Annotated in this window: 13 protein-coding genes; 3 read left to right on the forward strand and 10 right to left on the reverse strand. The window is 63.0% G+C overall.

The genetic code is table 11. The annotated features are described in order from the left end of the window. Position 1 precedes the first annotated feature (1 nt). The 6 genes from VSR72_RS16035 to VSR72_RS16060 all read right to left on the reverse strand — a co-directional run bounded on the left by VSR72_RS16035 (position 2) and on the right by VSR72_RS16060 (position 5,129). A complete protein-coding gene (locus tag VSR72_RS16035) occupies positions 2-997 on the reverse strand; it encodes a YncE family protein (RefSeq protein ID WP_342953484.1) in 996 nt (331 codons plus the stop codon). 50 nt (positions 998-1,047) lie between these two features. After that, the gene (locus tag VSR72_RS16040) at positions 1,048-2,289 is read right to left on the reverse strand and encodes an MFS transporter (RefSeq protein WP_342953322.1); all 1,242 of its coding nucleotides are present in this window, start codon (positions 2,287-2,289) and stop codon (positions 1,048-1,050) included. A 354-nt stretch (positions 2,290-2,643) separates the two neighbouring features. Continuing rightward, positions 2,644-3,120, reverse strand: coding sequence for a DoxX family protein (locus VSR72_RS16045; RefSeq protein WP_342953323.1), 477 nt, complete (start codon positions 3,118-3,120; stop codon positions 2,644-2,646). Further along, positions 3,117-3,941, reverse strand: coding sequence for a DNA-binding domain-containing protein (locus VSR72_RS16050; RefSeq protein WP_342953324.1), 825 nt, complete (start codon positions 3,939-3,941; stop codon positions 3,117-3,119). The genes VSR72_RS16045 and VSR72_RS16050 overlap by 4 nt, the downstream gene beginning before the upstream one ends. Then, positions 3,913-4,803, reverse strand: coding sequence for a DUF692 domain-containing protein (locus tag VSR72_RS16055; protein WP_342953325.1), 891 nt, complete (start codon positions 4,801-4,803; stop codon positions 3,913-3,915). The genes VSR72_RS16050 and VSR72_RS16055 overlap by 29 nt, the downstream gene beginning before the upstream one ends. Before the next feature lie 14 nt (positions 4,804-4,817). Then, on the reverse strand, positions 4,818-5,129 hold the full coding sequence (locus VSR72_RS16060; protein WP_342953326.1) for a DUF2282 domain-containing protein: 312 nt from the start codon (positions 5,127-5,129) through the stop codon (positions 4,818-4,820). A 162-nt stretch (positions 5,130-5,291) separates the two neighbouring features. Here VSR72_RS16060 and VSR72_RS16065 point away from each other — a divergent pair, with 162 nt between their 5' ends. Next, positions 5,292-5,915, forward strand: coding sequence for a sigma-70 family RNA polymerase sigma factor (locus VSR72_RS16065; RefSeq protein WP_342953485.1), 624 nt, complete (start codon positions 5,292-5,294; stop codon positions 5,913-5,915). Further along, complete coding sequence (locus tag VSR72_RS16070) at positions 5,912-6,571, forward strand: DUF1109 domain-containing protein (RefSeq protein WP_342953327.1); 660 nt, start codon at positions 5,912-5,914, stop codon at positions 6,569-6,571. The genes VSR72_RS16065 and VSR72_RS16070 overlap by 4 nt, the downstream gene beginning before the upstream one ends. A gap of 211 nt (positions 6,572-6,782) precedes the next feature. Here VSR72_RS16070 and VSR72_RS16075 read toward each other — a convergent pair whose 3' ends face one another. Then, positions 6,783-7,085, reverse strand: coding sequence for a DUF4148 domain-containing protein (locus tag VSR72_RS16075; RefSeq protein WP_342953328.1), 303 nt, complete (start codon positions 7,083-7,085; stop codon positions 6,783-6,785). 804 nt (positions 7,086-7,889) lie between these two features. Here VSR72_RS16075 and VSR72_RS16080 point away from each other — a divergent pair. Beyond that, positions 7,890-8,312: an AraC family transcriptional regulator gene (locus tag VSR72_RS16080; protein WP_342953329.1), complete on the forward strand. Its 423-nt coding sequence runs from the start codon at positions 7,890-7,892 to the stop codon at positions 8,310-8,312. A gap of 288 nt (positions 8,313-8,600) precedes the next feature. On the opposite strand, the gene VSR72_RS16085 is transcribed toward VSR72_RS16080, so the two are convergent. The 3 genes from VSR72_RS16085 to VSR72_RS16095 form a co-directional block, all read right to left on the reverse strand. Then, entirely contained in the window at positions 8,601-8,945 is a 345-nt protein-coding gene (locus tag VSR72_RS16085) for a hypothetical protein (protein WP_342953330.1), read from the reverse strand. A 188-nt stretch (positions 8,946-9,133) separates the two neighbouring features. Then, on the reverse strand, positions 9,134-10,393 hold the full coding sequence (locus tag VSR72_RS16090; protein WP_342953486.1) for an MFS transporter: 1,260 nt from the start codon (positions 10,391-10,393) through the stop codon (positions 9,134-9,136). Positions 10,394-10,459: 66 nt separating this feature from the next. Further along, the gene (locus tag VSR72_RS16095; RefSeq protein ID WP_342953331.1) at positions 10,460-11,524 is read right to left on the reverse strand and encodes an ABC transporter substrate-binding protein; all 1,065 of its coding nucleotides are present in this window, start codon (positions 11,522-11,524) and stop codon (positions 10,460-10,462) included. Between the last annotated feature and the right edge of the window lie 101 nt (positions 11,525-11,625).

The raw sequence follows: 11,625 nt of genomic DNA on the forward strand, positions 1-11,625 counted from the left end.
CCTAGCGCGGTGCCATGATCCGCAGTACAGGATGCCCGCCGACGTCCTTCAGCGGAAAGTACGACCGGTGCGTCTCCACATCGACACCGACAACGTGTGCATTCGGTCCCACGTGCCCGTCGCCAATCTTCGACACGCGGGACGCGTCGACGCTGAACATCGACACGACGCCTGCCTCGCCAGCCACGAAGACCGTGTGCAATGCGGGATCGAACGCCAGTACATCCGGCTCGCCGCCGGTATCGAATGCCGAGACAACGTTCATCGTGTGCATGTCGAGCACCAGCAGGCGGTCGTTGCCATCACAACCGATCAGTGCGAGACGTGAATCCGGGATAATCAGCAGTCCGTGATTCCCCTTCGCGTCAGGCAGGTCAGCACGGGAAACAATCGCATTGGTAACCGGATCGATCTCCACTAGCTGCCGTCGCGTCTGCACGTTGACGAAGATGTGTCGCGAAACCGGATCGTATTGCGAATTTCCAACTTCCCCGTCGAGCGGAATCGTCGCAATACGGCGGTTGCCCGCGACATCGATCACTGTCTCCGTCTCTCCCGTCTCATCCGAAACGTAGAGCCTGCGCGCGTCGGGCGCGTTCGCCATGCCGTCCGGATAGATACCGCCTGGCGCGCGGGCAATGATCTGCAACGTGCGCTCGTCAATCGCGACAATCTCGTTCGTGCCGGTTGCCGATGCGTACACGCGGGACAGGTCAGGCACTACCAGTACGCCATGCACGGAGGAGATGCCGGTTATGCGCGCGACAACGCGGGACGCGAGCGTATCGAACACCACAACTTCACTGTCCCCGAGATGTGCGATGAACAGCAGATGCCGGCCGGCGTCATAGCTTTCATAGTCGAAGCGTGACGCGCGTCCTGGCAGCGGCACATCCTCGACGTGCTTCAACGGGAGGTTGCCGGTTATTGCGTCATCCGCTCCACGCGCGATACAACCAGCACCGCTCCCGGCCGCAGCCGCGATCACGAAAAGCATGCCGACGAGTGGCGCAACGAAGGAATGGCGCACGCGTCCACGTCCGCATTTCACGACGATCCTCCGTCCGGCCTGATATGACGAAAAGCGGCGAGCACCGTGAGATCGTAGGCGATCTTGAGCGTTCCGCATGCGACCAATGGCGCGGCGAGCCATCCGGCGCCCAGCAGCGCGCCTGCGATCGCCGGCGCCACCGCCGCCGCCAGGCTACGCGGCACCGCCGTAAAACTCGCAGCGGCCGGCCGCTCGGGCGGTGTGACCACCGACATTACGTAGGCGCTCCGCGTCGGCACATCGAGCTGCGACAGCGCACTGCGCACAAGCAACAACACTAAAGTCAGCGGTAGCGTAGGCGTGAAGGCGGCAGCAATCAGGCATACGCTCGAAGGGATGTGAGTGAACACCATGGTGTTGAGCAAGCCGATCCTGCGTGCGATCGGTGCAGCCGCCAATTGCGAACCTGCGCTCAGCAACCCAGACCAGAAAAAGAACTGTCCTGCAGACGCGAGAGTAAAGCCGAAGCGCTGGATAAGCCATAGCGCGAGCAGCGAGTTCACGAGCAGGCCGCCGGCAAACGCGTCGACACTGAACAGAAGCGCCAGGCGAATAACGATCCCGCGCGACGGGCCGAGCGACGCACGAACCGATGCGGTGTGCGCCAAACGCTTCGGCAATCGAAGGTACAGCAGGAAGACCACGAGCCCGGTAATCGCGTAGATGATAAACATCCCGCGCATGGCAAAGCGCGCGGAAACGCCGGCATGCGCGGACATCCAGTCAGGGAATCCGGCGAACAGCGCGCCCAGGGCAGCCGACACCCCTCCCACAAGGCTGTAGCGTGCAAAAAGCGCGGTACGTGCGTCGCCCGAGGCAGATTCGGCGAGGCGCGCGTGCTCAAGCGGCAGAAACAGGCTGACGTCGCCCGAACCCGGATTGAGCGTGCCGACAAACGCCACCACGAGCAGCGGCCACAGTGACGACAGGAATCCAAACGCAAGGCCGGTTGCCGCCATCAGGGCGGCAGCGAAGAGCAGTAGCGCACGCTGCGGGTAATGGCTACCCAGCAGCCCCACAACAATCGTAGCAACGGCCGAACCCAGCAGTGTGGCGGTGCCGATCAGGCCAACCGTGAGCTTCCCGAAGCCAAGCGACAGAAGATACGCCGGCAACAGCACGGCGACGAAACCATCGCAGATCCCGCGCAGGCTCCGTGCGGCGAGCAGTAGCCATGCGCTGCGGTCCACGCCCGCCGGCGGGAGCAGGATTGAAAGTGGTGACCTCGCAGCAGTCATCGCAGAACCCGGATTTTCGCCTCCACGTTACGCCACATTCAAGCAGGTTGGGATCTTTCAGTTCCTTGACAAGGCCACCTTGCGGATTGATGACAAGCAGCGAGCCCGGCGCGACGACGGTCTTACCGTCCGTGGTCGGCACATTGCCCACCAGCACGAAGCCGCTTCTGATCCTTCGCGACACGCCTTTCATCTTGCGAGGCTCCAGACAGCTTCCTGAGCATTTGCCCGGATGAAGTCCTTGCTCAATCCAAAGACGTAACGGTCAAAGAACGAGGAGAACACGGGGTTTATTCCGGATAAGCAGGTTGTCCGCACGGATGGAATATTCTCGCCTCGTGCAAAGGAAACCCATCAAATGCGCTGTTCCGATGCGGCAGACCTCCACCATCGCCGACGTATCAGATGGTCGAGCGACAACACTCCGGCGCCCCGGCACAACAGGACGAGCAGCATGGCAGCCCACTGAATATGCGTCGGCCACGCCTGCGGATACACAAATATCTCGATCACGGAGGTCATCCCGAGCAGGACCAACGCGGCAGGCCTGACGCCCAGTCCGAGCACCAGCAACACCGGCATGCTCAGTTCTATCGACACCGTAATGTGTGCTGCCACATCCGGCGGCAATATGGGTAGCCTGTATTCGTCGCGAAACAATTCGAGCGCGGCATCCCAGTTCGCCAGCTTGGTCATGGCCGAGTTCCAGAAAATCGTTGCAACCGCGAGGCGCAGTGCAATGGCCATCAGCGAGTAAGGCAGGCGTTCCAGCAGCTGAATTGCACACTGAATTACGTTGCGGCCGCGTGCCGAGTTGGAGAGGCGAGTCATGTTGATGATCCGTGGTCGATCCGGGTGCAGCTGGCAGCCTGCGGCGTCCGGGCGAAGCATCCGCGCGCCAGGTATGCGCCGATAAGTGCAAAACCATCTGCTTCCGACGCGCATGCGAGCGCGGCGCCAAGCGCCTCACCTGCAAAAAGCGCCTTGCTGATGCGCCACTCTCCGGCGCTCAAGCGCAGCGTATCGACACCCTCAGCGACGCGTTGCACGAGCAGATGCACGGGGCCGTCCTCGGGCTCGATTGCGCGCAGCGCCGCGTCGTCCTGATGGAGTACCGCACGCCAGATAGCGTCAGCCGGAGCGTCGCAGCGCAGCAGCCGCGTGGCCGGATGAGGCGACACGCGCAACAAGCCGAGCGCGTTCTCGTCGAGCCCTGCAAGACTCGCCGGATCGAGAGGCGCGACATCGGGCGCGTGCAGCACGCCATTCACCACCCATTCGAGCTGAGCGACGTCGATCACATACGGCACCGATGAAAGCTGTGGCATCTGCGCGAGGAAGGCGGGGAATTCTGCGCCATATTCGTCGAGCCATGCGCTGCGCGGCGGCGCGGCACGCACGAACAGGCGCACCGTACCCTCGAAGAAGTCCGCACCAACCAGACGCTGCACAGCGGGAAAGGCAAGCCGCAGCGCATTGATCAGCACGCCCACCGCCGTGTTCCGGTAAACGTTCAGGCGTGTTTGCGGATCGAGACCATCGGCCAGCACGGCGATCGCGGCGCTTCCATGGGCACCATCGTTGGCACCTTCGAGCAGGCTGCGGCGCATGGCCTCTTGAAGCTCAGCCAGCGATAGCGTGTGCATGTTCATGTCGAGCCATCTCCAGTGCCGATTCCGCCGTAGCGGCTTCCTCGATGAGAACGTCGAGCGGCGGCACGTCAGTGTCCCATTCGATCAGCGTCGGCAGCGGTCCGAAGCGTTGCAGCGCGGCTGCGTAGAGCGCCCACACTTGCGGCGCGACACGCGAGCCGTGATCGTCGATCCGCAATACGTGGCCGCCCTCCAGTTGCTTGACGCTATGGCCGGCAAGATGGATTTCGCCGATGGCCGCCGGCGGCAGCGCGCCGAGATACGTGTGGGGATTCCAGCCGTGGTTGCAGGCGCTCACATAGATGTTGTTCACGTCGCACAGGAGTCCGCATCCTGTGCGTTGCGCGAGATGCGCGAGAAACTCCCACTCCGGTATCGTCGAATGCGCGAAGCGAAGATAGGTGGACGGGTTCTCCACGAGAATGCGCCGGCCGAGGGCCGTTTGCATCCGATCGACGTTCCGGCATACGACATCGAGCGCCTCTTCGGTCATCGGCAATGGCAACAGATCGGCGAGATACGTGCCCCCCGCCACGCTCCACGCAAGATGCTCGGAGACGAGGCCGGGCTGCACACGCGCGACGACCTCGCTCACGCGTGCGAGATGCGCGGCGTCGAGTCCATCGGCACTGCCGAGCGAGAGGCCCACGCCGTGCAGCGATACCGCATAGTCGTGGCGTATGGCGTCCAGATAGCGCGTAGCAGGACCGCCGCCCATGTAGTTTTCAGTGTGCACCTCGAACCAGGCCACGGCGGGACGCTCATCGAACACGGCCCGATGATGGCGAAAGCGCAGTCCCACGCCGGCACTCGAAGGAATCGGGCCGACCGGCGCGCGGTCGCGGGCGACGGTTGAGCTCATGGGCGCAGCGCCCCTCAGCTTGCCTTCGTCTGGCCGCCCGCGATCTTGCTGCAATCGCCCGCCGGCAACAGCACGAATGACTTCGGGTCGCGCGCCTGCGTGGCCTGGCCGGCGCACGAGTGGGCCCCTTCGGCACAGTCGTTCTTCGCGACGGCGTTGATGCCGTAGCACTTTTCGAGGTGGTTCTGCGCCATTCTGGCCATGTTGTCCTTCACGGCCTGCGGCGGGTTGCCCATACCCTGCGACTGCGCGGGCAGCGCCTGCATTGCGAGCGCCATGCCGACCGCGGCGGACAGCGACGATATGGTCAAAGCAGACTTGCTCATAGTATCTTCTCCGAGGGTTAGGATCGCGAAGATGCGACCACACATCCAGATTCGGTCCGGCGCGGGCAAAGGTTACGTCGCACGCCAATTATTTTTTTGCGCAGTTTGCTTCATCCACTGATTGCAACGATGTCCGACTTCCGACACCGCAGTGCCGCGCGCATGCAGGCTGACCGGTCCGCTCCGGCTATTGGGAAACCGCACAGCGCCACGCTGGATGACGCAACGCGGCCCGATGGCACGCCCGACTGGTCTGTTTTGATGGCGCGCGCGCAGCAAGGCGATCGCGACGCCTACCGCCGCCTGCTGCTGAGCATGACGCCGTATCTGCGCAGCCTCGCAAGCCGTCACGGGGTCCACCCCGACGCCGTTGAAGACGTCGTGCAGGACGTTCTCGCCACCGTGCACCTCGTGCGTCATACCTACGACGCCGGGCGGCCGTTTGGCCCCTGGCTGCTGACCATCGCCATGCGACGCATCGTCGATACGCTGCGTCGCGACGGGCGTCTTGACGCACGCGAAGTGCCGCTGGACGACGAGCATGAAACCTTGCCCGACCCCACAGCGAATCTGATGGAAGAGGCCACGGATGCGCGCGTGCTGCGTGAGACGATCGAGCGTTTGCCTCCCGGGCAGCGCGACGCGATACGTATGCTCAAACTCGAGCAAATGTCATTGAAAGAGGCGGCCGTGGCGAGTGGAATGACTATTGCCGCGTTGAAGGTCGCGGTGCACCGCGGGCTGAAAGGCTTGCGCAAGCTCCTCTCGCAGGGAGAAGGCAAATGAGTTCGACCTCCGACCTGATCGAATCGCTGGTTGCCGACGCGAAGCCGGTGCGCCCGCTGCGCTCGCCCGCCTTGCGGGCGGCCGGCTGGCTGCTGTTCGCCGGACTCGTGCTCATTCTGGTCGGCGTGGCGCACGGAGTGCGGCCCGACCTCGCGGCGAAGCTCCAGCAGCCGGTGTTCGTGATGGGTGCGGCAGCCGCCGCGTTGACGGGCATTCTCGCCGCCGTCGCGTCGTTCATTGCCAGCGTGCCGGGAAGGTCGCTGCGCTGGCTGCTGTTGCCACTCCCCGCACTGCTGGCATGGGTATCGACGATCGGCTACGGATGCTTGACGAACTGGGTGGAGATCGGCCCGAACGGCGTGTCATTGGGGGAAACCGCACGTTGTTTTGCGACGCTCGGCCTCACAGGCATTCCGCTCTCGCTCGTCCTGCTGATCATGCTGCGCCATGTGGCGCGCCTTGCGCCCGCTCCTGTGGTGATGACAGGCAGCCTGGCCGTTGCCGCGCTCACGGCCGTAGCGCTCTCGATGTTTCATCCGCTCGACGCGACGGTCATGATCCTGATCTGGAATTTCGGCGTCGCGGCGATGCTGTTGCCGATCAGCGCGCGGTACTCACGGCGATTGTTCTCGTGGGTAACATCGCCTGCCCGATGACGGCATTGGCGAAGCGTGTTGCATCGAGCGCACGCGGGTCCAAACGCCGTCTCTCGTTTGTTACCCACGCGCGCGCATGGGACGATCAAGCACATCGTGCCGTAGCCGGCCAGAATGCGCCGTTCAGATCGATGGCGGCAACCTTACCTGCAACCCGTCCCTTGCAGAAACGGCATGCTCGCCATCGCCCGACTTGGTCAGCCGAAAGCGCTTACGACCCGCCAAAGAACACCGGCCTCATCCCGCTCGTGCCGGCCGGCCGGCCCATCTGCGACGAACCGTTGGTCGCAGGACCGTAGCCGCTGCTCTGGTCGGCGGCCCTGGGGTCGGCGGCCTGCATATTGGCAGGAAAATCAACAGTATTCGCATTGGCAGGATTGAAGCCTGCTTGCTGCAGCTGAGCGATCTCTGCCTGCACTTGCGCGTGTGTGAGCGCCCCCTCCGACTGTGCCAACGACGCAATGGGTACAGCGATGACGGCGACCGCGCAAACTGTGTGGACTAACGTCTTCATAATGGTCCACCTCCTATGGTTGACTACTCCAGTTGTTCATTCATCGAGTTTGGATATCGGGCGAGGCGCACGTGCGCGAGGATACGTTCGCTGCGTCCGTCGAGCGTCCGCGAGGGGAGAGGCTCAGACTTCCCGCGTGGCCGCAACTGCAATCCGGCACGCTGGCAGTTATGACTGTATTCGCTGACCAAATGCGCATGAATTAGGTAAGCGTCCTAAAAGTGGCTCGGGGATTCCCTTATTACGTGAGCAGTTTCGCCCTATTGACCCTCGAACCACTGAACTGCGAACCAAATCCGCCACGGCGCCGACGTTTCGCCGTCGGTAGAGTGATACGGCATGCTCACCACTCACCCAAAGTCGAGCGCCCACAGACAGCAACGCCCCAACGAGCGAGGCGCTCACCGCGCGCAAAACCGTCTTCTCTGCCCCGCTCCCCCTCTTTTGATGAATGCAGGCCCCATTGGCGCCTACGAAGTGAATTTCGAGGGCTTTCGGATCGGCCATCGCACTGAAGTTTTCCCCAGATTTCGACTCGCCGTGCAGCTATTGAGATGATCCGATAATCCGCGCACTCCTGTTGGCTAGCCCGACCGCTGCGCAGCTACGCGGATCGTCAGGACATCTCTCGCACCGGCCGAACGGATTGGCGTGGTTCGACATCTGGGTGGCGGCGTTGACTCAGTTGTTTTCTTGACTTCTAGTCAAGTGTCATTTGACTCAGAAGCTATGTGGATTTGCCAATCGTTCGGTTAGAGTTTGTCGCGCCGTGGTACGACAAACAGCACAAGAAATGATCACGCCGTGAAAACACCGAACACATCCACCAAACGCGTGCCCCGCACACCAGATCGGCTATCCGCGCAGAATACCTGGGTTCCGCTTGCATTGCACATCCTCGCCGCCGATCTCGCTGGCGAACTCGGGATCGCAGAAGTTGCGGCGCGCGTGTGCATGTCCAAAGCTCATTTCTTTAGCGCTTTCCGAAAGCGTGTCGGACAGACACCACACCAATGGCGGCTGAGGCAGCGCATTTCTGCAGCTCAAAATGAACTGCTCAATCTCCCAACGACAACGTCAGAAATCGCTCTGAAATATGGATTTTCCGATCAGGCGCATTTCACTCGAGCGTTCAAGCGGATCGTAGGAGAAACACCCTCTTCCTGGCGATCGCGAGTGAGAGCCACACACTTCAACATTTCTGCCGAGCCGGGTCGGACGCTTTAGATCACACGCGCTCTGCCCAAAGTTGGATGGGTACCGTTCCCATAGAGGTCGGCATCAAGATCGCAACTCACGCGTTAGCTGCGCGATTTGGCGGGTTTGGGCGATGCGGAACTCACCACGTCTCCGGTGACACCTCTGACAAAGCCCTGCTCCCCGCCGCCGACCCGGACCGCCTGTATCGCGTCACGAACCCGATTCTGAAGTCGTCAAGATTGACGGCGCACCCCGAAGTCACGAAGTGGCACGGGACCCGCAGGGAAACGTTCGTGATTCGCTGAGGCGAGCGCCTCAGGTTTTGGGGTGGCACTCGAACTGAATGACGGAGGCCTGCTGCTGCAGCGCCTCGATACCCTCGGTGTGCTCCATGCCGAGACTCGTTTGCATGCCGCGGCTTTCGCAGTAGTCGGTGGCTTCGCTCACCGCGCGTTTGTGGGCGCGCGCCCACGCGAGGCGTCCGCCCGCTGCGGTCGCCGAAACGACGTACGTGCCCTGTTTGTCGGCAGTGGTGACGTTGCCAGCCGACGCACAACCTGCGAGCACCGCACAGGCGGCCGCAAGCGATACGGCGACTTTGGGCCAGGACCGGCTTGCCACGCCTGCAAGCTTTGCGGTCCCTTTGAAAATTTGCTGCATCAATTCCTCTCATGATCGAGCGTCGCAATACGCTCACGCGAGAGTGAATTTTAGGGCTGCCCTATCGAAAGTCTATGCCAATAGAATGAACTCACTGTTACCGCCAGGAGAACAATCGCGCAACCTTTCTGGCCCTATGCGCGCGGCGAGTCGCGCTCAATCGCGCCCCCGCCGCGGCGCAACCGGGTTCAAGCCGGTACGCCCTCCATGGCGCGCCCGGAACGTCCCCACGCCACCACGACGCCGAGACCGAGCACCGCGAGACACACGATCGGCACGATCATCGGGCCAAAAGCGGTGCCCGTGAGCTTGCCCGCGAGCGGCATGAGGTTCTGGCCGAAGAAGCCTCCGAGATTGCCGATCGAGTTGATCGCGGCGACGCTCGCCGCCGCCCGCGCGCCGGTGAAGTAGCGCGGCGGCATCGACCAGAAGCACGGGTACAGCAGCGGAATGCACGCGCCGCCGAACACGAGCGCGATGAAGCGCAGCGGCGTGGAGGGCAGCAGGAGACTCAGCAGGAAGCTCAGCGTGCCGAGCGCCGCGACGATCGCCATCGCGCGCAGAATGCTTTTCGCGCGGCGCAGCTTCGACGGCAGCCACAGCAGCAGCAAGACCGCCAGCGCCCACGGCAGCATGCTCAACAGCCCGTTCACGCTGCTCGACACGCCAAACGACTTCACGAGCGTGGGCAGCCAGTACGTCACGCCATACAGCGACGTCGACATCAACATATAAGTCGCCGCGAACAGCATCACGCGCGGATCGAGCAGCGCCTTCCAGGGTTGCGCGTGTTCGGCGTGCTCCGGCTTCTCGCGCTCGTGCGCGGCCGCCACGATCTGTTTTTCGCGCTCGTTCAGGAAGCGCGCTTCCTGGTACGACGCCGGCAGCAGCCTGAACACAGCGATGCCGACCAGCACGGCCGGGAGACCCGTGGCGATGAACACCCACTGCCAGCCCGCAAGACCCCATACGCCGTTGAGGCTCAGCAGCCAGCCGCCCACGAGCGAGCCCAGCATGTTCGCGAGCGCGCTGCCCAGCGTGAAGATGCCCAGCACGCGTGCGCGATAGCTTTGCGGAAACCACAGCGTGAGGTAGTAGATCACGCCCGGATAGAAGCCGGCTTCGGCCACGCCCAGCGCGAGGCGCAGGCCGCAGAACACCTGCATCGACGTGGTGAAACCCATCAGCACCGTAATCAAGCCCCAGGTGAGCATGATGCGCGCGAGCCACACGCGCGCGCCGAAGCGGTGCAGCGCGAGCGTGCTGGGCACTTCGAACAGCAGATAACCGATGAAGAACAGCGAGGAAGCCAGGCCGAACGCCGTTTCGGTCATGTTGAGGCTGTGCACCATCTGCAGCTTGGCGAAGCCGACGTTCTGCCGGTCGATGAAGGAGATCAGAAACATCACGACGAGGATCGGCATGAGGCGGCGCGCGATCTTCGACATGACGGCCCGCTCTTCGGCGGGCTGTTGATCGACGGTTGAGTCTGTATTCACTATGTTCTCCTACGTTTATTTGTGTGTTGCCTGAGATGGGCTGAAGTCCCCGAGCATCGCCACGAACATGTCGTTCCATGTGCGCGGCTTCGCCTTGATCGTGCCCACCATGTACAGAAAGTCCACGTACTCCATCAACTGCTCGGGCCAGACCGAAAAACGCGACTCCGGCGCAGCGAGTGTCTGCACCACGTGCTCGCGCGAAGCGCCAAAGCCCGACGAATCGACATAGATCTGCGCCGCGGCCGCTTTGTCCTGCGCGATCATTCGGTTGGCCTCGTCGAGCGCGTGAAGGAACGCTCTTGCGAGCGCCGGTTCGGTGTCGACGAGGCGCTTGGGCGCGAACACCACGTCGAGCGTGAGCGGCCCGAGCACGTCGACCGAATTGACCACGCGGTGGATGCCCGGCTGCTGCAACTCGAGCGTCGAGAATGGCGGCGACGCGAAATGCGCCGTGATGCCGCCCTCGCGCCGGATCAGCGACTGCATGGCCTGCGGATGCGGCAGGCCAACGGTGATCGAATCGAGCTTCGCGAAGTGCTGCGGCCCGAGCAGCTTGCTCGCCACCATTTGCAGCACCACGGCAGAAAGCGAGGTGCGAATGCCCGGCACCGCAATGCGGTCGGCGCTCGTGAAGTCGCCCAGCGTTGCGATCTGCGCACGGTTCGTGTTGAGCGAGAGCGCCGTGGCCGAAAGACCGCTGATGCCGATCACCTCGACGTTCGGTATGCCGCGCGCCCGCGCCCACAACTCGATGAAGCCAGGCGCGCCCACAGCGGCGAAGTCGAGCGTGCCGGCCATCATGGCGTCGTCGACAGAATTGCCGCCGTCGAGCCTCACCCACTCCACACTCACGTCCGCCAGCCCCTGGCGGGCCGCATGGCGCTCGAAGAGCCGCGCCTTTTCCATCACGAGCAGCGGCAGATACAGCAGGCCATAGCCCTTCGAAATGCGCACCGTGCGCGGCGTGGCCCGGACCCAGGCAGGCGCGAGCCCCGCGGCAAACGCGGCCGCGCCAAGCCCGGCCGCGAAGAGCGCTCTTCGTCGCCGTGAAGGCCGCTGTGGCGACCTCAAGCGCATCTTGCCGTCTCCGGTGGTTCGTGTCGTAATCACGTCGCTGCATCTTCCATGGTTCGCGAGATTACCGGGCGAGTCTGAGAAAATGCTGAGAAACATTGATA

It is taken from the genome of Paraburkholderia sp. JHI869, from assembly GCF_038900775.1.
GTDB lineage: Bacteria > Pseudomonadota > Gammaproteobacteria > Burkholderiales > Burkholderiaceae > Paraburkholderia.